Genomic DNA, 24265 nt, shown 5'->3' with positions numbered 1-24265 from the left:
AAAACGTCACTTTATTGCACGGATTTTATAATTTAACGCTTTTTAACACTTTACAGAGAAAACTCGGAGTATTACGCTCCGAGTTTTATTGTGAAAATATACTAATCTGATTACGAAATTTAATGTGTAAGACGACTAACTCTAAATAATTATTCTTCGCTTTGGCTAGATTGTATATATTTCAAATAACGATAAGTTATTATATTTATTGTATAGGGATTAAAGTTTTTAAAACAAAACCCCAAGGTTGTTAAACTCTGGGGTCTTTTATTTAATAACCTAACTTAACACTAACCAACAAAAATTATGCAGGTTATTAAATTACTTTTAAAGAAAACCTCCGCTACCAGATTTTGTGTTGTTATCGCGTTGCTTTCTTTTTAGAGCCCTGTATTTGCCACCACCAAACCTGTAAGATAGCGCAAGGTTCCAGGTGTTGCTTTCCCAGTTAAACTCACCTTGGCTTGGGAACGGAGAAACACCTTCAAACTCAAATTTCATACTATTAAAAATATCGCTATAGTTGAAGCTAAAAGTAGCTCTATTATCTTCTAAAAAGCTGTATCGCATACCTGTATTGACCATTATCATGGGTTTTCTGGTAAACTGAATACCTTTTTCTTCGCCTCGATACATTGCAAAAAGTGAAAAACTCAATTTTTCAGAGGCTTTAAAATTGTTGAACATTCTCAAATTCCAAATGACATTATCTACAACAGTTTTTCTAGATTTAATATCATCTATTGTGGCATCTTGGATATTAGGATTGTCAATAAACTCAGTAATACCTGTTTGTTCCTGCGAGTATAAATCAAAACTTCCATTAATGTTCCACCATTTTGTAGGGCGATAGTTGCTAGATATTTCAATTCCATAAGCAGAGGTGTTGTCAAAATTATCATATGAAAGAATAACGTTTCCGGAAGTTACATCGGTTCTATCTATGCTAACAAATCTATTAATGTTATCTTCAATAATTCTAAAAAACACACCTCCGGTTATACTGCCTCCATTCAAATTTCTGGTATAATTCGCTTCAATAGAATTAGTAAATTGGGGTTGTAGATTAGTGTTTCCGAATGATGAAACCCTTGGTGTACTCCACTCCCTAATCGGATTTATCTGCTGCAACCCTGGTCTGTCCACTCTACGGCTAGCACTAATTTGATAGGTGCTTTTTTCAGAAGCCTCAAAACTTAGAAAGATCGATGGATATACTTGAAAATAGTTATTATCAAAAGGGATCTCTTCATCGCTGCCATCAGAGAACATTCTCAGAGCTTCAGCATCCTCGGTAACCGATTCTACTCTGGCTCCAATTTGGTAGCTCCATTTGTTAATTTTTTTACTATAGGTGGCATAAGCAGAGTAAATATCTCTATTGTATTCAAAATCTGTATTAGGTGTTGGAATGATGGCGCCTTGTTCAGAAAAACTGAATCCTGTTGAGGTATAATCTACATCGGTACTGAACAAACGGGCTTCGAAACCTAATTCTAATTTTGATTCGTTACTTAGTGGTTTTACATAATCTATGTTAACAGTAGTTTGATTTCGTTGCGTGTCTACAAAATCGAGATAGTTAGGAGGGAAATTAAAATTGATAAAATCAAAACGGGCATCTTCGTCATTAATGAAATCATTGTAGTCTATCTCTACATCAAGGGTTTCATCCTCATCTGCAAATTCATGCTTGTAAACTAAATTATACTGACTTGAAGTGTTTTTACTATTGTTAGAAAATAATTGTCTTTGAGATAAGTTGGGATATGTTATAAAAGTATTGCCAAAACCATCGCCTCCAAAAGTATTTTGATTAGTGAAAACTGAAATAGTATTTTTATCATCCATATAAAAATCTACACCAAATTTGTAGAGGTGAGATTTGTTGTTGTTCCCAAACTTGAAGTCCTGACGCGAATTGTCATCTAGTCTGTCTATACCACCAAAATTGTCGTATTTTCCAATATTATTACCATAATTACCATAAAAATTAAATTTTCCGTTACGATAGTTCATATCAATAGAACTATTGAACTTAGCAAATATCTCTTTAGTCAAACTTAGGTTTAGGTTCCCATTAAAGCCTAACTGTGTGTTTTTGTGCAGCTTTATGTTAATGATACCACTCATGCCTTCAGGGTTGTATTTTGCTGAAGGGTTGGTAATAAGTTCTATTGATTTTATTGAAGTAGAAGGGATTTGTCTTAATAGTTGTGCAACTGGAACATTACTCAATTTACCATCAACCATAACTCGCACATTTTCGTTGCCTCTTAAACTAATATTACCAGATTGTTGGTCTACACTAATGGAGGGTATGTTATTCATAATATCGCTGGCCGTAGCTCCAGCTGTTGTTAAATCTTTACCTACAGTAATAACTTTTCTATCTACTTTCTGTTGAATAGTAGAGACTTCAGCTGTAACGGTTACAGCTTCCAAACTTTCGGTTTCTTCTTCTAAATAAATATTACCAATATTTATTCTGTAATTACCTTTACTAATGTTAATCTTTTCGCTGTAAGTTTTGTATCCTATATATTGTATACTTATGATGAAGTCCCCTTCTGCTATTTTGTTAATCTTAAAAGATCCGTCATCCTGTGTGATACCGCCAGTTATAATCTCATTTTGATTATTTTTAATCACAACATTTACATAAGGTAAGGGTTGATTGAGTTTAGCGTCTAAAACCATTCCAAAGATGGTTCCGTTTTTTTCAATATTTTTTTCGAGGTCATTGTGCGCATTTACAAAAATTGAGAAAAGTAAAAGACACATGAAAAAGAAATTTTTCATAATTGATTAGATTGTTTTTTGATTGATGAACTAATTTAGTTACGATTAAGACGCTTGATAAACGCTCATGTTACCGAAATTTTAAAACTTAACACTATTTTAACAAATGACTAAGAAAACACTTGTACTCGGAGCTTCCTTAAAGCCTAATAGATATTCTAATTATGCCATACAAAGGTTGGTAGCGAATAATATTGAAACCGTAGCTTTTGGGTTGAAAAAAGGCATAATTTCTAAATTAGAAGTTGATACTGATTTATTGGATTATGATGATATTCACACCATTACGCTTTATCTAAATCCTAAAAGACAAAAGCAGTATTATGACTATATAGTGTCTTTAAAACCTAAGCGCGTTATTTTTAATCCGGGAACTGAAAATCCTGAGCTTTATAAAATATTAGAAATAAACAATATTTATTTTGAAGAAGCTTGTACGTTGGTATTACTTTCTACGAATCAGTATTAAGCCAATAAAAGTCAACAAGCCATTAATAGGCAGTAGTTCATAACCCAAAACATAGCCTCCTAAATATTCTGCCGGAATAGAACCAATTATTGTAATTAAGACTACAGAACATAACGCCACTAACCAAACATATTTGTCTTTAATCTGATAGTTTGTAAAGATGCCGAAAGCAAACAAGCCAAGTAATGGCCCGTAAGTATATCCAGCTACAGTTAATAAACTATCAATAATGTTACTGTTGAGAACATATTTAAAGATAATTATAACTATGACTAATAATATACTCATGGCAATATGTGTGCTTTTTCTAATTCGTTTTTGTATATTTTTTGGTTTTTTGTCAATATTTAAAAAATCTACACAAAACGAGGTTGTTAATGAGGTTAAAGCGCTATCTGCACTACTGTAAGCAGCAGCTATTAAACCAAGCATAAAGGTAATTGCTAAAGTAAGTCCTAAGCCACTATTTAATGCTATTTCAGGAAATAATAAATCAGTTTTTGGTTTTCCGTCCATTAGTGGGATAGCAATATTGTGTTTATTGGCATAGATATACAATAATGCTCCTAATAGCATAAATAAAAGCGTGACAACAACCAATACTATACTGAATGATATCATATTTTTTTGTGCGTCTTTCAACGATTTGCAGGTTAGGTTTTTTTGCATCATGTCTTGATCTAAACCAGTCATACAAATGGTAATGAACATGCCACCTAAAAAAGATTTTATAAAATGATTTCGTTCTAAAAAGTTTTCGGTTACGAATACTTTACTATAACTCTTTAATTCGGTAGAAGCAAGAAATTCTCCAAAGCTCCAATCTAAACTTTTATTAATGAAATATATGGATAGAATTACAGCCAAAATCATGAATAGTGTCTGCAGGGTGTCTGTCCAAACAATAGTTTTAATACCACCTTTATTGGTGTAAACCCAAATGAGTAAAATGGAAATAACTACGGTAATTTCAAACGGAACATTCCAAGCATTAAACACAAATTGTTGCAGTACTATGGCAACCAAAAATAATCTAAAAGAAGCACCTAAAACTCTTGAAATAAAAAAGAAAAAAGCACCTGTTTTATGGCTGACCACACCAAAACGTTCAAGCAAATATTCGTATATAGATATGACGTTCAATCTGTAATAAATAGGAAGCAAAACATAAGCAACAATGAAATAACCAACCATATAACCCAAAACCACTTGAAAATAACTGAACTGAGACCCTTCAATCCAACCAGGAACAGAGATGAAAGTAACGCCAGAGAGAGAAGCTCCCACCATCCCGAAAGCTACCACATACCAGGGAGATTGCTTTCCAGCTTTGAAGAAATCATCATTATTATCGTTTTTTCCTGTAAAATAAGAAATTACTAACAACACAATGAAATAGGTAGCTACAAGAAGGAGAATTTGAGTGGCGCTCATAAAAATTTATTTGGTTTTCAAAATACAAATTAATCCTGATAGTTATTGGGGTAAAAACAAATTCACCTAAAAGAAGAAAAACAGATGTAAACAAATTAATATTATATTGTAAATTCGCAACCATGGAATTTTCTTCTAAACTGCTTGAGCAAGCTGTAAATGAAATGTCACAATTACCAGGCATTGGAAAGCGTACTGCATTGCGTTTGGTATTGCATTTATTGCGCCAACCAAAAGAGCAGACCTTGGTGTTATCTAACGCTTTACAACATATGCGTAATGAGGTGAAGTTTTGTAAATCTTGTCATAATATAAGTGATAATGAGCTTTGTGAAATTTGTTCAAGCCATAACAGAAATACAGAAATTGTTTGTGTTGTTGAGGATATTCGTGATGTTATGGCTATAGAAAACACAAGCTCATTTAAAGGTTTGTATCATGTGTTAGGTGGTAAAATTTCCCCAATGGATGGTATTGGTCCTCATGATTTGAATATTGATTCTCTAGTTAAAAAAGTAAGGGAAGGAACAGTTAAAGAACTCATATTTGCTTTAAGTTCAACCATGGAGGGGGATACTACTAATTTTTATATTTTTAAGCAAATTCAAGATTACAATGTTTTTACATCAACCATTGCCAGAGGGATTTCTGTTGGCGATGAACTTGAATATGCCGATGAAATTACTCTAGGAAGAAGTATTGTTAATAGAATTCCGTTTGAAACTTCCTTAAAATTGTAGTTTTGTTAACATGGAGGTCGTTACCTTAAATCAAAAGAAATTTGAAGAATCATGTGGAGTATTGTTTTCTATGATTAAAAACAAGCCAGATTTAGTGGTTGGAATTCTAGAAGGAGGAGGTTATGTAGTTAATCGAATGATAAAAGAAAGTAAAATTGACTCGGTTATTTTTAAATCAGTTAAACTTCAAAGAGATAATCCATTTAAAAATAGCAAGATTATCAAGTTTTTTTTAAAGGTTTTACCCTACATAGTCCTTAATAAAATAAGAGTTTTTGAATCTAAAAAGGCAAAAGAGTCTATAGACAAAATAAATCTAAGTGAAATATTAAAATGTGAAATTAATGTAGATTCAATTTCCAATATTATAAATGTAGAACAAATTTTGATTATTGATGATGCAATTGACACGGGGAAAACTATGTCTATTGTTAAAAATAATTTGAGTAAAATTTTTCCTGGTACTCGTATAGAAATAGCTGTTATTTCTTGGACACTTACAGGCTCAATTATAAAACCGGATTATTATTTGTACAAAGAAGAATTAGTTAGATTTCCCTGGGCGAAAGATTATAAAGGAAAAGATTTTGAAAAAAAGTGTTTTAGTAGTTGATTTAGATGGAACGCTATTTTCAATTAATACGTTTCATTATTTTATTAAGTTTCTATTTCAAGATAGTATAAAGAAGCGTAAACTATTTTTTGTTTTAAAATTAAGCTTTATCCTTTTACTAAGACTGTTAAAAGTTTTTACACATGCTAAAATGAAGTATTCCATTTTAAAAATGGTGTCTAAAACGAATATAGATTTCATAGAATTTGTAAAGCTAATAGAAGCAAAAAAAAACGATATTTCTGTTTTAAAAGATTTCTTTAATATTAAAATACTGGCTACCGGAGCACCTAATTTGTATGCAAATATTATTGCTAAGAATGAAGGGTTTGATGTTTGTTTAGCTACTAATTTTCCTAGGACTGGTTTTGACCAGAAGTTTGAGAATATTAAAGAAGTCAAAAAAAATACAGTAATGAATTATTTATCCGGAGAAAGTATTCAAGAGATTGATATTTTCGTTACGGATCATATAGATGATTTACCACTCATGAAAAATGCCAAGCGAAATATTTTAGTGGCTCCAAATCAGGAAACAAAGTCCTTTTTGGAACAAAATAAAATTTCGTTTGAAGTTTTGAAATGACTTTATAAGATATAGGTTTGTCTTAGATTAATGTGAATAATTAATAAAAATCCCTGTTTTTTAGTTAATTTTGCAAGCGCAAACTAGAAAAGAACTTTTACGTTATTAATATGGCAAAATTTGAACTCAAGCTACCAAAAATGGGCGAAAGTGTTGCAGAGGCAACTATTACATCTTGGTTAAAAGAAGTTGGTGAAACCATTGAAATGGATGAGCCTGTGGTTGAAATTGCTACTGATAAGGTTGATAGTGAGGTTCCAAGTGAAGTAGATGGCGTTTTGGTTGAAAGGTTTTTTAATGTTGACGATGTGGTTCAAGTAGGACAGGTTATTGCTATTATTGAAACAGAAGGTGATGATGAACCAAGTAAAGACCCAGAAACCAATCAGGTTGAGGTAGAGGAAACCGTTGTTGAGCAATTGGAAGAAGCTATAACTATTGCTAAAGAAACAGTGACACCTGTGGTATCAAGCGGGAATCGTTTTTACTCGCCATTAGTTAAAAATATTGCAAAGCAAGAGGAGATTTCTCAAGAAGAACTAGATGCTATTTCGGGTACTGGAAAAGATGGTAGGGTAACCAAAAATGATATTTTGAACTACGTTGAAAATAGAGGAAGTAAGTTACAGACACAACAAAAAGTTGTAAAGCAAATAGTTGCTCCAGTTCAAAATAAAATAGAAGCTCCCATAGTTGATAGTCAACCCTCAGTTTCTAATGGAGATGATGAAATCATTGAGATGACTCGTATGGGTAAACTCATTGCGCACCACATGACAGAATCGCTTCAAACATCGGCGCATGTTCAAAGTTTTATTGAAGCCGATGTAACTAGAATATGGAATTGGCGTAATAAAGTTAAAGACAATTTTGAAAAACGTGAAGGTGAGAAATTTACCTTTACACCTATTTTTATGGAAGTAGTGGCAAAAGCACTACGCGATTATCCATTGCTTAATATTTCGGTTCAGGGAGACAAAATCATAAAAAAGAAGAACATCCATTTAGGTATGGCTACGGCCTTAGCTGATGGTAATTTAATTGTGCCTGTAATTAAAAATGCAGATCAACTTAATTTGGTAGGTATGGCTAAACAGGTTAATAATTTAGCTAATAAAGCTAGAAACAATCAGTTAAGTCCAGATGATATTCAAGGAGGTACTTACACTGTTACTAACGTAGGGTCTTTTGGAAGTATCATGGGTACTCCCATAATTAATCAGCCACAAGTAGGGATTTTGGCTTTAGGTGCTATTAGAAAAGTACCCGCTGTTATTGAAACTAATGAAGGCGATTTTATTGGAATTCGTTACAAAATGTTTCTATCACATTCGTATGACCACCGTGTGGTTAATGGCGCTTTGGGTGGTATGTTTGTAAAGGCTGTTAAAGATTATTTAGAGGCTTGGGACGTTCATAGAGAAATATAGATATTTAAAAAAATAGTTAACTAAGGCCTAATCATTTTAAATGGTTAGGTTTTTCTATTTTTGCAGTTAACTACTTAAAATAAAGGCAATTTATGCAACTCAATCTAAATAAACCCATATGTTTCTTCGATTTGGAAACTACTGGTGTGAATATAACAACCGACAAAATTGTAGAGATTTCGGTCTTAAAAGTGTATCCTAACGGAAAGGAAGAACGAAAAACATGGCGTGTAAATCCAGAAATTCCAATACCAAAAGAAGTAACTGCTATTCATGGTATAGCAGATGAAGACGTGGCAGATAAGCCTACATTTAAGGAGTTGGCAAAAGAGGTTTATAATATGATTAAGGATTCAGATTTGGGAGGATTTAATTCCAACCGATTTGATATTCCTTTATTGGCAGAAGAAATGCTAAGGGCTGAGGTGGATTTTGATATGAAAAGCCGTCAAGCCATTGATGTTCAAACCATTTTTCATAAAATGGAACAGCGCACACTTAGTGCTGCTTATAAGTTTTATTGCGATAAAAATTTAGATGATGCGCATAGTGCCGAGGCAGATACCAATGCTACCTATGAAGTTTTAAAAGCCCAAATTGCAAAGTACGATGAATTAGAAAATAACACTAAGTTTTTGGCGGAATTTAGTTCAAGAAAAAAGTTTGCAGACTTTGCTGGTTTTATTGTGTATAACAAAAAGGGAGAAGAATGTTTTTCATTTGGTAAGCATAAAGGAAAATTGGTAACTGAGGTTTTAGAAAAGGAACCAGGGTATTTTGGATGGGTTTTAAATGCTGATTTTCCATTGTACACTAAAAAAGTATTGACTAATATTAAATTGCGTAGTCTAAATAATAAATTGGTATAGTTTTATGAAGCTAATTTGTATTGGTAGAAATTATACCGAGCATATTGAGGAATTGGAAAATGAGAGGCCTTTAGAACCCGTTATTTTTCAAAAACCAGACTCTGCTATTTTATTAAAAAAACAACCTTTTTTCATTCCAGATTTTTCAGATGATATTCATTATGAAGTTGAGGTTTTAGTGAAAATAAATAAGATAGGTAAGTACATTGATAAAAAATTTGCTCATAAATATTATGATGAAATTGGTTTGGGAATAGACTTTACAGCCAGAGATTTACAAAGTAAACTAAAGGCAAAAGGGTTGCCATGGGAAAAGGCAAAAGCATTTGATGGTTCTGCTGTAGTAGGTAAATGGATACCAAAAAATGAATTTGAGGATGTTAATGCCATTGAATTTTCCTTAAAAAAGAACGAAAATATTGTTCAAAAAGGAAATACCAGCCACATGTTATGGAAAATTGATGAAATCATAGAATATGTCTCAAAATATTTCACTTTAAAGATTGGAGATATTATATTTACTGGCACTCCGGCTGGGGTTGGCAGAGTAATTGCTAATGATAAACTAAAGGGTTTTATAGAAAACAGGGAAATGTTTTCAATAACAGTTAAATAATGGAACAACATTACAAATTATTCAGAGTAAAGGAATTGGCTGATAACGATGCAGATTTCATTGCAACTTTAGCTGAGGCGTTTCTTGAAGAAGTAGCACCAGATTTAGAGCGATTAAAAAATGCAGTAGCGGCCGAAGATTACCAAGAAGCCTATCAAGCTGCACATAAAATGAAGCCAACAGTAGATTTATTTGAGCTTGGGGTTTTAGATACACTTATAGAGGTTCAAGATTGGGGTAAGTTCACTAAAAAGGGAGAGGATATTACGCCACAGTTAGCTATTGTGGTAGATGCTGTTGAAAAAGCCTTAGCAGAAATAAAGTCGGATTTTAATTTGTAATGGATGCAAGCAGAAATAATTACCATTGGCGATGAACTTTTAATCGGGCAGGTAATTGACACCAATTCTGCATTTATAGCAAAACAACTCAACAAAATAGGCGTTTCTATATATCAAGTAACCTCAGTTCAAGATGATAGAAACCATATTCTTAAAGCTTTAAAAGAAGCTGAAAGCAATTCAGATATTATTATTTTAACCGGTGGTTTAGGTCCCACTAAGGATGATATTACTAAAAAAACGATAGCAGAATATTTCAATGATACATTAATTAGAGATGATTCGGTAATGCAAAATATTGAACATCTATGGAAAAGCTATGTTGGTGGTAAATTACTTCAAGTAAACAAAGACCAATCTTTGGTACCATCAAAATCTACAGTCTTAATGAATAAGTTGGGAACCGCTCCAGGCATGTGGTTTGATAAAGATGATAAAACCTTTGTATCTCTTCCGGGTGTCCCTTATGAGATGTCAACCTTAATGGAATACTATGTCATTCCTAAATTAAAAGAGAAGTATAATTGTCCGTTTATTATGCATAAAACTTTGTTGGTTTATGGGTTAGGAGAAAGTGCTTTGGCCGCCAGAATAGAAGCTTGGGAAGACGCCTTGCCAAAAGATATGCGGTTGGCCTATTTGCCTAATTTAGGTAAAATGAGGTTACGCTTATCAACAAAGGGGTTTGATGAAAGAATGCTCAAGGAAAGGGTAGATACTGAAATTGAAAAGGTTATTCCGTTAATCAAAAACGAATTTTTTGGTTTTGAGGACGAAGAAGGTTCTGCCGAAATAATCATAGCAAAACAACTCACAAAAATAGGAAAAACACTTGCAATAGCTGAAAGTTGTACCGGAGGTCTCTTAGCAGAACAATTTACAAAACATTCAGGAGCATCGGCATATTTCAACGGGGGTGTAGTGACTTATTCCACAGAGTCAAAAATGACTGTCTTAGGTGTTTCAAAAGAAATTATTGACAAACATTCTGTTGTTAGTAAACCTGTTGCAGAAGCCATGGCGAGCCATTCTTTAAAATTATTTAATTCAGATTTTGCGGTTGCAACCACTGGAAATGCAGGACCAACCAAAGGAGAGTCTGATGCCGAAGTTGGTACTGTATACATTGCTATAGCTAGTAAAAGTGGGGTGTATTCAGAAAAATTCAACTTAGGAAATCACAGAATAAAAGTGTTGAATAAAGCCGTTAATAAAGCTCTAGAAATGTTGCTTAAAGAAATTTTTAAAAATTGATAATAATAAGATTGTCATAATATAAAGATTTTGTATATTTGCACCTCGATTTTAAGCAACAAAATTTAAAGTTATATATAATGTCAAGAGTTTGTGAACTTACAGGAAAGAAGGCAATGGTTGGTAACAACGTGTCTCATGCATTAAACAGAACTAAGCGCAAATTTAACGCTAACTTAGTTAAGAAACGTTTTTACATTCCAGAAGAAGATAAGTGGGTAACTTTAAAGGTATCAACATCTGCATTAAAGACTATTAACAAAATAGGTATTTCTGCTGCAATTAAGGAAGCAAAAACTAAAGGTTTTTTAAAATAAAGAGCTGCGTTAAAAAAGATATTTAGAAATGGCAAAGAAAGGTAACAGAATTCAAGTAATTTTAGAGTGCACAGAGCACAAAGCTTCTGGTGAACCAGGAACTTCAAGATATATTACTACAAAAAATAAAAAGAATACGCCAGATAGAATGGAACTTAAAAAGTTCAATCCTATTCTTAAGCGTATGACAGTTCACAAAGAGATAAAATAATTGAGTCATGGCAAAAAAGGCAGTAGCATCGTTACAAACAGGATCAAAAAGGTTAACTAAAGCCATTAAAATGGTAAAGTCCCCTAAAACAGGAGCTTACATGTTTGTGGAGTCTATTATGGCTCCAGAACAAGTTAACGACTTCTTAAACAAAAAGTAAACATACTTATATCAAGATATTACAAACTGCTTTCTTTTTTTAAGAAAGCAGTTTTTTTATGTTTATATTTGACCAGTTTCTGCCAAAATATCAGTAATGAATTATGGTAAAGAAATTGTTATAAACATTAGGATACCTGTCTAATTGCTCAATGGCAGGCAGGTTATCAATAGGTTAAGGCTTATGTTAGTCGCTCTTTAAAGAGAACTCCTGAAAGCACTTTAAACCTTAACAAATATTGAATAATTGTTTAGTTTTTACTTAACATATAAAAAAAATCAACGTATAAAGAGCAAATGAGTCTTTTTAAAAAAATATTTTCCTCCGAAAAAAAGGAAACTTTAGATAAAGGTTTAGAGAAGTCTAAAACTAGTTTTTTTGGTAAATTAAGTAAGGCAGTTGCTGGAAAATCAAAAGTAGATGATGAGGTTTTAGATAATTTAGAAGAAGTACTTGTGACCAGCGATGTTGGTGTAAACACAACTTTAAAGGTCATTGAACGTATAGAAGAACGTGTGTCTAGGGATAAATATTTAGGAACCGATGAATTAAATCAAATTCTTCGTGAAGAAATAGCTGGCTTGCTGAGCGAAACCAACATTGGTGAAGACACAGAGTTTGTAATACCAAAAGACAAAAAGCCATATGTTATCATGGTGGTTGGTGTAAACGGCGTTGGTAAAACAACTACTATTGGTAAATTAGCATATCAGTTTAAAAAGCAAGGGTTCAAGGTAGTTTTAGGTGCAGCAGATACTTTTCGTGCAGCAGCAATAGATCAACTTCAAGTTTGGGCAGACAGAGTAGAGGTTCCAATCGTAAAGCAAAGTATGGGTAGTGATCCTGCTTCTGTAGCTTTTGATACGTTGCAAAGTGCAGTAACTCAAGATGCAGATGTTGTTATTATTGATACAGCGGGACGTTTACACAATAAAGTGAATCTTATGAATGAGCTCACAAAGGTTAAACGTGTCATGCAAAAAGTTGTAGTTGATACTCCAAATGATGTGTTACTAGTTTTAGATGGTTCTACTGGTCAAAATGCCTTTGAACAAGCCAAACAATTTACGGCGGCCACTGAGGTAACATCATTGGCTGTAACTAAACTTGATGGAACAGCAAAGGGAGGTGTCGTCATTGGTATATCAGACCAATTTAAAATCCCTGTTAAATATATTGGAGTTGGTGAAGGCATTGAAGATTTGCAAGTATTTAATAAGTATGAGTTTGTAGATTCATTTTTTAGATAAAAAAACCTTTTTTATTTGAATTAGAAAGCAAAAAACTTATTTAGTTTGTCCCATAATTCATTATCAAAATTGCTTGGTCCAAATCTTGTTTTTTTAGCTTTGTCTCCCATTCTAACTATAACGAGGTTTTTACTAGGTACCACATAAAGTTTTTGATCATTTTTACCAAGACCCGCAATGAGGTCATCAGGAGCATTGGGTATAAGTTTACCATTAAAAGTTTTGGTAAGCCCAGGTAGTTTAAAATTGTCTTTGCCATTGAGCCACCACAAATATCCATAACTTTTGTTCAGATCTTGGGATGTATTTGTCATATCACTAAAATACTTAGAATCCTTCAGAATAGGTGTGTCTCCCCAATAACCTTTGTTTAGGTTTAATAGCCCAAATCTAGCCATACTTCTAGCGTTGCTGTAGTATGGTTTAGCAAAACCTAAGCGTTTCCATTCTCCTTGCATGCCTATTTTATCTCTTAGTTTTTTGTTAAAATAATCCTCAAAACTTTGGTTTACAGCTATTGTTACAATAGCTTGTATTTTAGTATATGCGGCATTGTGGTAATACCAGAACTCACTAGGATTATATTTAAAATTTAAACAGCGAGGAGCCGTACAGTTTTTGTTAAAAATCGTATAATCTAATCCTGTGGTCATGGTCATATGGTGCTTCACAGTAATTTTACTTTCTTGGATTTCAGTCATATTAGACCAGCCTGTTCCTAGATGAATACTTGAAGAGTGGTTTATGTTTAAATGCCCTTCATCCTGGGCAATTCCAACGGTAAAAGCCACTAACGTTTTACCTGCAGAATACCAAGGTAGGTTTGATTGCGCATTGGTATCGCTATCATACCATTCTAGAACAATTTTTCCATCCTTCAAGATAATAAAGGCTTTTGTGCTTTTTTCTTTAATATAATCCATTAAGTGTTGTAGATATGAGATATTCCATCCAGTTTTATTAATATCAATCTTCTCCCAACTATCAGAACTTAACGGAGGAAAATATAAACTTCCTTGGTTTTCACTTTGTGAAAAAATATTAGCTATCACTATGATTATTAAACTTAAGGAAAGAAACTTTCTCTTCATAATTAATATTTTTAAATAAGACACATCAAAATATTAAAGGTTTAACTTTAAAATATGCAATAATATATCATAAACCATTCCGTATCTTTGCGCCTACATCTAATTATGGTATGAGAACAAAGAGTTTAAAGAAAAATAAAATCAATGTAGTTACTCTGGGTTGTAGTAAAAATGTTTACGATAGTGAAGTGTTAATGGGACAACTTAAGGCTAGTGGTAAAGATGTAGTTCATGAAGAGGAAGGTAACATTGTTGTGATTAATACCTGCGGATTTATAAACAATGCCAAAGAAGAAAGTGTAAATACTATTCTAGAATTTGTTCAGAAAAAAGAAGAAGGTGAAGTAGATAAGGTATTTGTAACAGGGTGTTTAAGTGAGCGTTATAAACCAGATTTACAAAAGGAAATACCTAACGTAGATCAATATTTTGGAACAACAGAACTCTCTGGATTATTAAAAGTTTTAGGAGCCGATTATAAACATGAATTGATAGGCGAGCGTTTAACCACTACTCCTAAAAACTATGCTTATTTAAAAATTGCTGAGGGATGTGACAGACCCTGTAGTTTTTGTGCTATTCCCATTATGCGTGGTAAGCATAAAAGCACCCCCATTGAAGAAATAGTCATAGAGGCTGAAAAATTGGCTGCCAAAGGCGTCAAAGAACTTATTTTAATAGCTCAGGACTTAACCTATTACGGCCTCGATTTATATAAAAAACGAAATCTTGCCGAATTACTTGAGGCCTTGGTTAAGGTTGATGGTATAGAGTGGATTCGTTTGCATTATGCTTTTCCAACAGGTTTTCCTATGGATGTTTTGCAGGTTATGAAACGAGAACCAAAAGTTTGTAATTATATAGATATTCCGTTGCAACATATTTCAGATACTATTTTAAAAAGTATGCGTAGAGGTACAACCAAAGAGAAAACCACAAAACTTATTAAAGAGTTTAGAGAGATGGTTCCTGAAATGGCAATAAGAACAACCTTGATTGTTGGTTATCCAGGAGAAACGGAAGAAGATTTTAATACCTTGAAAGACTGGGTTCAGGAAATGCGCTTTGAGCGTTTAGGTTGTTTTACTTACTCTCACGAGGAGAATACACATGCATATACTTTGGAGGATGATGTGCCCGAAGAGGTTAAAATAGCTAGGGCTAATGATATTATGGATATTCAATCTCAAATTTCTTGGGAGTTGAATCAGGAAAAAATAGGGCAGACCTTTAAAGTTGTTATTGATAGAAAAGAAGGCAATTATTTTATAGGTAGAACTGAATTTGATTCTCCTGATGTAGATAACGAAGTACTGATTGATGCCACAACTACTTATTTAAAAGCAGGTGAGTTTACAACGGTTAAAATTACTGAAGCAGAAGATTTTGATCTTTACGGAGACGTTTTAGATTAGCACATTGATAGTTTAGCGCATTGTCACCCTGAGCGCAGTCGAAGGGTTTTGTTTAATCATCCAATTTCTTGTTTAAGAATAGATGCGATTAAAAAACTTTTCAAAATTATTAAAGAACCTAAGCATAGAACCGCTTCATGTGCTTGATACTTCTATTCCTAGATCTCAATACACCCCAATCAATTTATCTGAGAATAACCACGATTTGAATATTGTAAACGTATCTTCAGTTAAAAAATTAGGCAATTTTGTAAGCAACCATATTAAAATTCATAAGGCTTCTGTAGCCTACGGAGGTTATTTAGAAGTCAGGAACATTTACAAAAGAAGTCAGCACTTTAATAAACAAACAGAAGAAGAGCGAAATATACATTTGGGAATTGACTTTTGGTCTCAAGAAGGAACACCCATTTATGCGCCTTTAGAAGGACAAATTCACAGCTTTAAGAACAATATCAATTTTGGTGATTACGGGCCAACAATCATTCTTGAACATAATATTGATAACATTTTGTTTTATACACTATACGGACATTTAAGTTTAGAGTCCTTACAAAATTTAAAAGTAGGACAAGTTTATAAACAAGGTGAAAAAATAGCAGTTTTAGGTGATGAGAATATTAATGGAAATTATCCATCACATCTGCATTTTCAAATCATTAAAGATTTACAGGGTAATCAAGGCGATTACCCGGGAGTTTGTTCAAAAAAGGATTTAGAGTTTTATTCTAAAAATTGTCCTGACCCTAATCTGCTTTTGAAGATTTAAGATTTTTCGTTGATTAGTATAACTGGATAATAATAAAAACCCCAATAGCCTACTATCGGGATTTTATTGTAATGTTAGGTTGAGTAACTTACGTCTTTTTTAATTGTTTTTTAATTTTAGAAATAGCATTTTCAATAGACTTTTCAGGTTCTATGATATTGTATTCCCCCCAAAATTCAGGGTCTGAAAAACCAGATGCTTGATCTGTTAATATGGTAGATGGACGCAACATTTGGTTTTCAATTTTCGCAAACTTTGTATTAGTTATTTCCCAATCAGTTACAGCCATTTCACTATTCAAGGTGTATATACTATTAAATAATTTACCTTTCCAATTCACTTTAAAGCTTAGTAAAATATTACTGTAAGCATAATGCCATTTTCCATTTTGAATACGATAATTGACTCGGTAATTGGCTTTAGTAGGATATACATCAACTTTTCTTGGTTTTTTGCGTACAAACATTTGACTTGCCAGATGTCTATTCTCAACATTTAAGCTATAAACCGCATTGGTTAAAGCTAAAGTAGCGGCATCTATATAAAGTTTACCGTAATATAACGGGTAATTGATAAAAGAACTCTGTTTAAAGTTAACCACATAAACTAATTTTTTATCAATGTTTGTAGACTCTCCAAAAGAAAATTCGTAATCGTCAATATCCTCTTCTGTAAAGATGTACTCTGGATATTTAACTAAATCGGTGTAGAGGTTACTAAAAGGGCCACCTTGAAGTTTCAAAGCTAAAGTATCTAATCTATCATAATTGGTGTTTTTTCTAGCCTTTATCAATTCAATATTATCTTTTCTATAATTAGTATATGGTTGTTTATGAATTTTAACAACGGCTTCAGAAAGTGAGGCATTTTTTCTTCTTTTTTTAATAGTTTCTCGGTAAAATGCCGTCATTAAGGTATTATCGTTGTTGTATAATCTTCCTTTTTTTTGAAGCGTTTGCAGAACTAAGTCTTTAGCATTTACAGGTCTAGCTAATAAATTAACAGCATCTAAAGTAGTGACCGCAGGAATGAGTTCAATTTTTGTTGTTCCTTTAAAATAAGTAATGTCTATTTCCTTGGTTTCATAACCTAAATGAGTGATAACAACAGCCCCCTCACTATATTCAATAGGTACTTTTAAAAGAAATTCACCATCAATATTAGTAACCGTACTAATATTGGTTCCTTTTATAACCAAATCGGTGAAGACCAAGTGATCATTATTACTTGCATCAACAACAATGCCTTTAACTTCTATGAATTTTGATAAGTTTTGGGATGTAGAACTATTGGTGCCCCAAATAATAAACACACAAACTGCCACCAACAAACGGTTATAAAGATTTTTCTTTTTCATGGCTTAGGGTTATTTAACAAATTAACTGCCAATAAGATACGAAAAATACTAATGATTTAATAGTTTAGTTTTACGATTTAACATTTGTTTAATAAGTTACATTTACCAAACTATAATTAAAAACCACGAAAGGATTTAAATGAACTCTTAACTTAATTTTTAGGATTTTTGAATTTTAATAACAGTATCTTTATGGTCAAATTGTGTTTTTTATGTCAATAGGCACTTTGTCGTTTAAAAATACAGGCTATTTCTCGTCATTAATCTGTGATTATTTAGCTGAAAAACCTGAATTGAAGACGTTTTACAATAGGTTTCCTAATATTGATAATTTTAGGTATCAGATTCAGGAGAAACAAAAGGTTTTTAAAGCCCAAACTAGAAATGTACTGGTTAACACCTTAAACAAACAGTATCAGAATACTAGTACTTCGGAATTAACCGTTCAAAATATTAAACTTCTTGAAAAGGACAACGCTTTTACAATAACAACAGGTCATCAGCTCAATTTATTTACTGGTCCGCTCTATTTTTTGTACAAAATAGTGTCTGCAATAAATCTTTCTAGGGAATTACAAAATAAATATCCTAATTACCACTTTATTCCTGTGTATTGGATGGCAACCGAAGATCATGATTTTGATGAGATTAATTACTTCAATTTTAAGGGAAAGAAAATACAATGGAACAGAAGTGCAACAGGTGCTGTTGGAGAACTTTCAAATACTGGTTTAGAAGATGTTTTTAAGATACTTGAAGGCGAATTTGGTATAAGTAAAAATGCCGATGAGTTAAAAGCACTTTTCAAAAAGGCTTATCTAAGCCATAGTAATTTAGCTGATGCTACCAGATTTTTGGCAAATGATTTGTTTAAAGATTACGGGTTGGTAATTATTGATGCCAATGCCGCCGATTTGAAAAAGTTATTTATACCTTTTCTTAAAGACGAGTTACTGAATCATAGATCTTTTAATGAAGTTTCTAAGACTAATGCACAAATTAATGAATTACCAAAACAACCATATAAAATACAAGTTAACCCAAGGGAAATTAATCTTTTTTATTTAACTGAAAATTTACGAGAACGTATTGTTTTTGAGGCAAACAGCTTTAAAGTTTTAAACACAGATATTAATTGGAGTTTGAGTGAGATACAAGAAGAACTTTCTCTGCATCCAGAACGCTTTTCTCCAAATGTCATTATGCGTCCTTTGTATCAGGAAGTGATTCTTCCAAACCTTTGCTATATTGGTGGTGGTGGTGAGCTGGCCTATTGGTTTCAGTTAAAAGCTTATTTTAAAAAGGTTGATGTGCCTTTTCCAATTTTACTGCTTCGTAATTCGGTCTTGATTCAAACTAAAAATCAAGCTAAAAAACTTCAGAATTTAAAGATTTCAAAAGAAGATATATTTTTAAAACGAGATGCCTTCATTAATAAAAAGGTTAGAGAAATATCTAATATCAATATTGACTTTTCCGAGCAAAGAGTGTATTTAAAACAGCAATTCGAAAATTTATATGCTTTGGCAGAACAAACCGATAAGTCTTTTTTAGGAGCGGTAAAAGCGCAGGAAGTAAAACAACTTAAAGGTTTGAATAAGCTTGAAAAACGACTCCTAAAAGCTCAAAAAAAGAAATTATCTGACCAAGTTTTACGTATGACTGACATTCAGAATGAATTATTCCCCAATGGTGGTTTACAAGAACGAAATACTAATTTTTCTGAATTTTATTTAGAATATGGCAAGCAATTAATACCTCAATTAATATCCCATTTAAAACCTCTTCAGGGAGAATTTTTAATATTAACTATGTAACTAGTTCACAAAATCGAACACTTTTTACTGATTTACTAGTTAATAACCTTTTTAAAAAAATCTAAAATCCTAAATCGTAATTATAAAAACCTTTTTATTTTTGCGCATGCAACATGACAAGGTACTAATTTTAGACTTCGGATCGCAATACACGCAGCTTATTGCCCGTAGAGTTAGGGAACTCAACATTTACTCCGAAATTCATCCGTTCAATAAGGTTCCATCAAATATAGAAGAGTATAAGGCCGTAATACTTTCGGGTAGCCCATTTTCTGTAAGAGGTAAAGAAGCTTTACATCCAGATTTATCAGAAATACGGGGTAAAAAGCCTTTATTAGCAGTATGTTACGGAGCTCAATATTTAGCTCATTTTTCTGGAGGAGAGGTAGCACCGTCAAACACACGTGAGTATGGACGTGCTAATTTATCCTTCATTAAAGGAAACGAACCATTTTTTGCGCACATCCATACCGGTAGTCAGGTTTGGATGAGTCATTCAGATACTATTAAACAATTACCAGAAAATGGCGTGTTAATTGCTAGTACCCATGATGTTGAAAATGCGGCTTACAGAATTAATGGCGAAGAAACGTATGCTATTCAATTCCATCCAGAAGTATACCATTCCACGGATGGGAAACAGCTTTTAGAAAACTTTTTGGTCAGTATAGCAGGTTTACATCAAGATTGGACACCAGATTCCTTTATAGAAGAAACGGTGGAATTCATTAAGGAAAAAGTGGGTAGTGATAAAGTAGTACTTGGTTTATCAGGTGGTGTAGATTCTACCGTTGCCGCTGTATTGCTAAACAAAGCTATTGGTAAGAACTTGTATTGTATTTTTGTTAATAATGGATTGCTTCGTAAAAACGAATTTGAAAATGTTTTAAATCAATACGAAGGTATGGGGCTCAATGTTAAAGGTGTTGATGCCTCGGGTCGTTTTTTAGAAGCTTTAAAAGGTATTGAAGACCCTGAATTAAAGCGAAAGGCCATTGGTAATGCTTTTATAGAAGTTTTTGATGACGAAGCCCATAAAATTGAAGATGTAACTTGGCTAGCTCAGGGTACTATATATCCTGATGTTATTGAAAGTGTTTCGGCAACGGGAGGGCCTTCGGCAACCATAAAAAGTCATCATAACGTAGGTGGTTTGCCAGATTTTATGAAGCTAAAAATAGTAGAACCATTACGAGCTATCTTTAAAGATGAGGTACGCAGAGTAGGGAGGTCTTTGGGTATAGACCCAGAACTTCTAGGGCGTCATCCTTTTCCTGGGCCTGGTTTAGGCATCCGTATTTTAGGAGATATTACTGCTGAAAAGGTGCGGATTTTACAAGAGGTTGACCACATCTTCATTAAAGGACTTAAAGAATGGGGGCTTTACGACGATGTTTGGCAAGCTGGGGCTATGTTACTACCAGTAAACAGTGTAGGTGTTATGGGAGATGAGCGTACTTATGAAAAATGTGTGGCGCTAAGAGCCGTAGAAAGTACAGATGGTATGACTGCTGACTGGGTAAATCTTCCTTATGAATTTCTTCAAAAAATATCAAACGATATAATAAATAAGGTAAAAGGCGTTAATAGAGTAGTTTATGATATTAGTTCTAAGCCACCTGCAACCATTGAGTGGGAGTAATGTGTGACTTTAGTTTCTGTGCAGAGTCATAAACATAGATTCCATGTTGATGAATGATTAGGGTTTTTGTTGTTGGTATTGCAAATCATAAGTTTAAAAACTTTTATAATACCAACATCATCTTAATATTATAACATATCGTATATATTTACGAGAGTTTAATAAAATCATCAGGTTTTATGTTGTATTTGCCTGCTATTGTCTTTAAATACAGGTATTATTTTGGCACGTTATATGATTTAACTTAAAAGGTAATAGTAGATGTTACTGCCTTTAACACCATAAAAATAGTTATTATATGAGTAAATACTTTTCCATTTTTTGTTTCTTACTTTTTTTTAGTTTTAGTTTAGTCCATGCTCAAAACCATACTGTTCATAGAGTAAAAAAAGGCGAAACCATTGAAGGTATTGCAAAACGTTACTATGTAACCCCTTTCGATATTTATACGCTTAATCCTGAAGCGAAAAAGGAATTAAAACCCAACACTATTTTAATCATACCAAAGTCTAAAGTTGAGGTAAAAAAAACGATAATAAAAGAATTGCAAGGTTTTAAAACGCATAAAACCAAACGAAAAGAGACGTTATATAGTTTAGCTAAAAATTATAATGTTTCTGAAGATGATATAAAGAAGCACAATAAGTTTTTGTATGCTAATCCGTTACGTAAGGGAGATAAATTGCAGATCCCCATTTTTAAAATCACCGAAGTGGTTGAAAAAGTAGATCCTTATAAAGCTTATATTGTGCAACCAAAGGAAGGCAAGTGGCGTATTGCTTATAAGTTCGGAATTACTGTGGCAGAGTTAGAATCTTTAAACCCAAACATGGGAGAGATTTTAAAAGAAGGTCAAGAAATTAAAGTGCCTAACATTGAGGATGACGCCGAAAAAGAAATTGATGATCAATATAGTTATTACAAAGTACTACCTAAAGAAGGTTTTTACCGTTTAAAAATAAAACTTGGTTTAGAACAAGATCAGTTAGAAGCTTTAAATCCAGAATTGAAGGAAACAGGGTTAAAAGCAGGCATGATTTTGAAGATTCCTTTTAACGAATCGATTTCTGTTGAAGAGGAAAAAGACAGAATTACTTTGGTAGATAGTATTTCAGATTATACAACGAAGCGTATTGCTATCATGTTACCCTTTAGATTGAATAGGGTAGATTTTGATTCTATAGCTGGCATAAAAAGAAGTATTAAAAGCGACCCTTATTTAGATGCGTCGTTGGATTTCCATTCTGGGGTTTTAATGGCAGTTGATTCTCTACAAACATTGGGCATTTCACTTAAAGTTGATGTTTACGATACCAAGAACGAGGTGAATGAGGTTAGCCAAATTATTAATAATCATAATTTTGAAGATGTTGATGCGGTAATTGGACCATTAACTTCTAAAACTTTTGAAAAAGCTTCATCAGAATTAAGAAAGTATCATGTGCCTATCATATCTCCTATAGGATCAGATTTAAAGTTGTATGATAACGTGTTTCAGTCTAGAGCGTCAGATGAGTTACTAAAGTCTAAAGTGTTAAATTTTGTAAAGTCAGACACCTTGATCAGTAATATTGTGATTGTGGCAGACTCTAAGCATGTTATTGTTTCCAATAATTTAAAGCAGGAATTTATAGCAGCTAAACAAGTGTTTTCTAGAAAAGACAAAGAAGGTGTAGACAAGTATTATTTGAACAGGCAGGATATAGAAGATGTTTTGAAACCAGGTAATAACATGGTGTTTTTAGAAACTAAAGATGTTGGATTTGCTTCAAATGTTACTAGTATTTTAGCTTCTTTAATTCAGAAAGAAAATGAAGAAGAACAAATTGAGCAAAGAGATATTGTACTAGTAACAACAGATTTTAATAAGGCTTTTGAAGGAGACGAAATTTCCAATGAACATTTGTCTAAGCTTCAATTTCATTACGCAACCACGTCAAAAAACTATATTGAAAATGATGCCTTTGCCAAAAAGTATGAGAGTGTCTATCATATAACTCCAAACAAAAGAGCTGTAAAAGGATTTGATTTAACTATGGACGTAGTGCTGCGATTAGTAACATCAGACGATTTGTTTTTATCAGTAAATAACGCCCCTTTAACAGAATATGTAGAGAACAAATTTTCATATAAAAAGAAGCTTTTTGGAGGCTTTTATAATGATGCTGTATATTTGGTGAAGCATCAAGATTTAGCTATTGTTGAAGTGAAACGATAAGAATTTGGTGTTCTTGTTGGTGGCTTTGATAGAAGTTGTTTTGATGAGAACTTAATAAAAAAACCTACTTATGTTAATTAGAACTTGTTTTGTTTTATGCTGTTTTTTGTTGGTTCATAAAGAACCTGTTATATCATGGCGTGATTCTTATAAATTGACTTGGTCTGATTTTAAGGCAACACCAGATAATCAGTCTAATGCTGTGGCCATAACCGCCTCAGGAATTACTCTTGGTTTTTCAATTAAACAAACCGATGGAAAGGTAGTTAGTTTTAAGACAGAAATTGATGCTCATTTTTATCCAGAACAATCTTGGTATAAACCAGAAAAAGCCAACAACCATGTTTTGCAGCATGAACAGTTACATTTCGATATTACGGAGTTGTATGCTAGAAAGTTTAGATACAGAGTAAGCAAGTTAAAAGAGTCTGCTAATATCAAAAGGATTTTGCAAAAGCTTCATGATGATATAAACAAAGAACTAACATCTGTTCAGAATAGTTATGATACTGAGACTAATTATTCAAGACATGTAAATGCACAAGCTAAATGGCAAGCCTACATTAAAGAAGAGATCAAAAAGTATTCTAAATACAAATCAAATTAATGCTCCCAGATAAAGACTTTCTTATAAAATTAGCACAGACTAAAATGCCCTATGGAAAATATAAGGATCGTTATTTAATAGACTTACCCGAATATTATGTGGTTTGGTATCACAGAAAAGGCTTTCCTAAAAATAAGTTAGGTGATATGCTCACTACGGTTTATGAGTTAAAAGTTAATGGATTGGAATATTTGGTGAAAAATATTCAGAAGCAATACCTTAAGTGAGTTTTTAGGTTTTGTGTATTCCAAATATGT

24 protein-coding genes are annotated in these 24265 nt (G+C 32.7%); 20 read left to right on the top strand and 4 right to left on the bottom strand.

Annotation, left to right across the window (positions count from 1 at the left end):
• Positions 1–327 precede the first annotated feature (327 nt).
• Positions 328–2784, bottom strand: coding sequence for an outer membrane beta-barrel family protein (locus tag DFQ02_RS08860; protein ID WP_245940237.1), 2457 nt, complete (start codon positions 2782–2784; stop codon positions 328–330).
• A gap of 124 nt (positions 2785–2908) precedes the next feature.
• Here DFQ02_RS08860 and DFQ02_RS08855 point away from each other — a divergent pair, with 124 nt between their 5' ends.
• Positions 2909–3271 carry a CoA-binding protein gene (locus tag DFQ02_RS08855; protein WP_116524064.1) on the top strand — a complete coding sequence of 121 codons (363 nt, stop codon included), beginning with the start codon at positions 2909–2911 and terminating at the stop codon, positions 3269–3271.
• On the opposite strand, the gene DFQ02_RS08850 is transcribed toward DFQ02_RS08855, so the two are convergent.
• Positions 3248–4705: a sodium:solute symporter gene (locus DFQ02_RS08850; RefSeq protein ID WP_116524063.1), complete on the bottom strand. Its 1458-nt coding sequence runs from the start codon at positions 4703–4705 to the stop codon at positions 3248–3250. The two genes, DFQ02_RS08855 and DFQ02_RS08850, sit on opposite strands and share 24 nt — an antisense overlap.
• Before the next feature lie 122 nt (positions 4706–4827).
• Here DFQ02_RS08850 and recR point away from each other — a divergent pair, with 122 nt between their 5' ends.
• The 12 genes from recR (at position 4828) to ftsY (ending at position 13092) form a co-directional block, all read left to right on the top strand.
• On the top strand, positions 4828–5445 hold the full coding sequence (gene recR / locus DFQ02_RS08845; RefSeq protein ID WP_116524062.1) for a recombination mediator RecR: 618 nt from the start codon (positions 4828–4830) through the stop codon (positions 5443–5445).
• A 70-nt stretch (positions 5446–5515) separates the two neighbouring features.
• Positions 5516–6058: a phosphoribosyltransferase family protein gene (locus DFQ02_RS08840; protein ID WP_181896380.1), complete on the top strand. Its 543-nt coding sequence runs from the start codon at positions 5516–5518 to the stop codon at positions 6056–6058.
• A complete protein-coding gene (locus tag DFQ02_RS08835; protein WP_181896379.1) occupies positions 6033–6644 on the top strand; it encodes an HAD family hydrolase in 612 nt (203 codons plus the stop codon). The genes DFQ02_RS08840 and DFQ02_RS08835 overlap by 26 nt, the downstream gene beginning before the upstream one ends.
• A 110-nt stretch (positions 6645–6754) precedes the next feature.
• Positions 6755–8074 (top strand): dihydrolipoamide acetyltransferase family protein, encoded by a 1320-nt coding sequence (locus tag DFQ02_RS08830; protein WP_116524059.1) that lies wholly within the window; start codon positions 6755–6757, stop codon positions 8072–8074.
• A gap of 92 nt (positions 8075–8166) precedes the next feature.
• Positions 8167–8943: a 3'-5' exonuclease gene (locus tag DFQ02_RS08825; protein ID WP_116524058.1), complete on the top strand. Its 777-nt coding sequence runs from the start codon at positions 8167–8169 to the stop codon at positions 8941–8943.
• 4 nt (positions 8944–8947) lie between these two features.
• Complete coding sequence (locus DFQ02_RS08820) at positions 8948–9559, top strand: fumarylacetoacetate hydrolase family protein (protein WP_116524057.1); 612 nt, start codon at positions 8948–8950, stop codon at positions 9557–9559.
• Positions 9559–9900 (top strand): Hpt domain-containing protein, encoded by a 342-nt coding sequence (locus DFQ02_RS08815; RefSeq protein ID WP_116524056.1) that lies wholly within the window; start codon positions 9559–9561, stop codon positions 9898–9900. Before DFQ02_RS08820 ends, DFQ02_RS08815 begins: the two co-directional genes overlap by 1 nt.
• Positions 9901–9903: 3 nt before the next feature.
• Positions 9904–11154, top strand: a complete 1251-nt coding sequence (locus tag DFQ02_RS08810; RefSeq protein WP_116524055.1) for a competence/damage-inducible protein A — start codon at positions 9904–9906, stop codon at positions 11152–11154.
• 80 nt (positions 11155–11234) lie between these two features.
• Entirely contained in the window at positions 11235–11471 is a 237-nt protein-coding gene (gene rpmB / locus DFQ02_RS08805) for a 50S ribosomal protein L28 (protein WP_116524054.1), read from the top strand.
• 28 nt (positions 11472–11499) lie between these two features.
• Complete coding sequence (gene rpmG, locus DFQ02_RS08800; protein WP_116524053.1) at positions 11500–11682, top strand: 50S ribosomal protein L33; 183 nt, start codon at positions 11500–11502, stop codon at positions 11680–11682.
• A gap of 7 nt (positions 11683–11689) precedes the next feature.
• Positions 11690–11842 carry a DUF4295 domain-containing protein gene (locus DFQ02_RS08795; protein WP_116524052.1) on the top strand — a complete coding sequence of 51 codons (153 nt, stop codon included), beginning with the start codon at positions 11690–11692 and terminating at the stop codon, positions 11840–11842.
• 296 nt (positions 11843–12138) lie between these two features.
• On the top strand, positions 12139–13092 hold the full coding sequence (ftsY, locus tag DFQ02_RS08790) for a signal recognition particle-docking protein FtsY (protein WP_116524051.1): 954 nt from the start codon (positions 12139–12141) through the stop codon (positions 13090–13092).
• A gap of 20 nt (positions 13093–13112) precedes the next feature.
• Here ftsY and DFQ02_RS08785 read toward each other — a convergent pair whose 3' ends face one another.
• Positions 13113–14183 (bottom strand): serine hydrolase domain-containing protein, encoded by a 1071-nt coding sequence (locus tag DFQ02_RS08785; RefSeq protein ID WP_116524050.1) that lies wholly within the window; start codon positions 14181–14183, stop codon positions 13113–13115.
• Positions 14184–14293: 110 nt separating this feature from the next.
• Between DFQ02_RS08785 and rimO the strand changes: the two genes are divergently transcribed.
• Together rimO and DFQ02_RS08775 are read left to right on the top strand one after the other, a co-directional pair.
• On the top strand, positions 14294–15598 hold the full coding sequence (rimO, locus tag DFQ02_RS08780) for a 30S ribosomal protein S12 methylthiotransferase RimO (RefSeq protein WP_116524049.1): 1305 nt from the start codon (positions 14294–14296) through the stop codon (positions 15596–15598).
• Positions 15599–15680: 82 nt separating this feature from the next.
• Positions 15681–16367 carry a peptidoglycan DD-metalloendopeptidase family protein gene (locus DFQ02_RS08775; protein ID WP_116524048.1) on the top strand — a complete coding sequence of 229 codons (687 nt, stop codon included), beginning with the start codon at positions 15681–15683 and terminating at the stop codon, positions 16365–16367.
• An 88-nt stretch (positions 16368–16455) separates the two neighbouring features.
• Here DFQ02_RS08775 and DFQ02_RS08770 read toward each other — a convergent pair whose 3' ends face one another.
• On the bottom strand, positions 16456–17724 hold the full coding sequence (locus DFQ02_RS08770; protein WP_116524047.1) for a carboxypeptidase-like regulatory domain-containing protein: 1269 nt from the start codon (positions 17722–17724) through the stop codon (positions 16456–16458).
• 212 nt (positions 17725–17936) lie between these two features.
• Here DFQ02_RS08770 and bshC point away from each other — a divergent pair, with 212 nt between their 5' ends.
• The 5 genes from bshC to DFQ02_RS08745 all read left to right on the top strand — a co-directional run bounded on the left by bshC (position 17937) and on the right by DFQ02_RS08745 (position 24235).
• A complete protein-coding gene (bshC, locus tag DFQ02_RS08765) occupies positions 17937–19541 on the top strand; it encodes a bacillithiol biosynthesis cysteine-adding enzyme BshC (protein ID WP_116524046.1) in 1605 nt (534 codons plus the stop codon).
• A 106-nt stretch (positions 19542–19647) separates the two neighbouring features.
• Complete coding sequence (gene guaA / locus DFQ02_RS08760) at positions 19648–21183, top strand: glutamine-hydrolyzing GMP synthase (RefSeq protein WP_116524045.1); 1536 nt, start codon at positions 19648–19650, stop codon at positions 21181–21183.
• A 298-nt stretch (positions 21184–21481) separates the two neighbouring features.
• Complete coding sequence (locus tag DFQ02_RS08755) at positions 21482–23401, top strand: PBP1 and LysM peptidoglycan-binding domain-containing protein (RefSeq protein ID WP_116524044.1); 1920 nt, start codon at positions 21482–21484, stop codon at positions 23399–23401.
• A 70-nt stretch (positions 23402–23471) separates the two neighbouring features.
• Positions 23472–24008, top strand: a complete 537-nt coding sequence (locus tag DFQ02_RS08750; protein WP_116524043.1) for a DUF922 domain-containing protein — start codon at positions 23472–23474, stop codon at positions 24006–24008.
• Entirely contained in the window at positions 24008–24235 is a 228-nt protein-coding gene (locus DFQ02_RS08745; protein WP_116524042.1) for a DUF3820 family protein, read from the top strand. Before DFQ02_RS08750 ends, DFQ02_RS08745 begins: the two co-directional genes overlap by 1 nt.
• Positions 24236–24265: the final 30 nt, after the last annotated feature.

It is taken from the genome of Seonamhaeicola aphaedonensis, assembly GCF_003386195.1.
Taxonomy (GTDB): domain Bacteria; phylum Bacteroidota; class Bacteroidia; order Flavobacteriales; family Flavobacteriaceae; genus Seonamhaeicola; species Seonamhaeicola aphaedonensis.
Note: the sequence above shows the minus strand (reverse complement) of the source record. Positions and strands in the feature narration are given on the sequence as shown.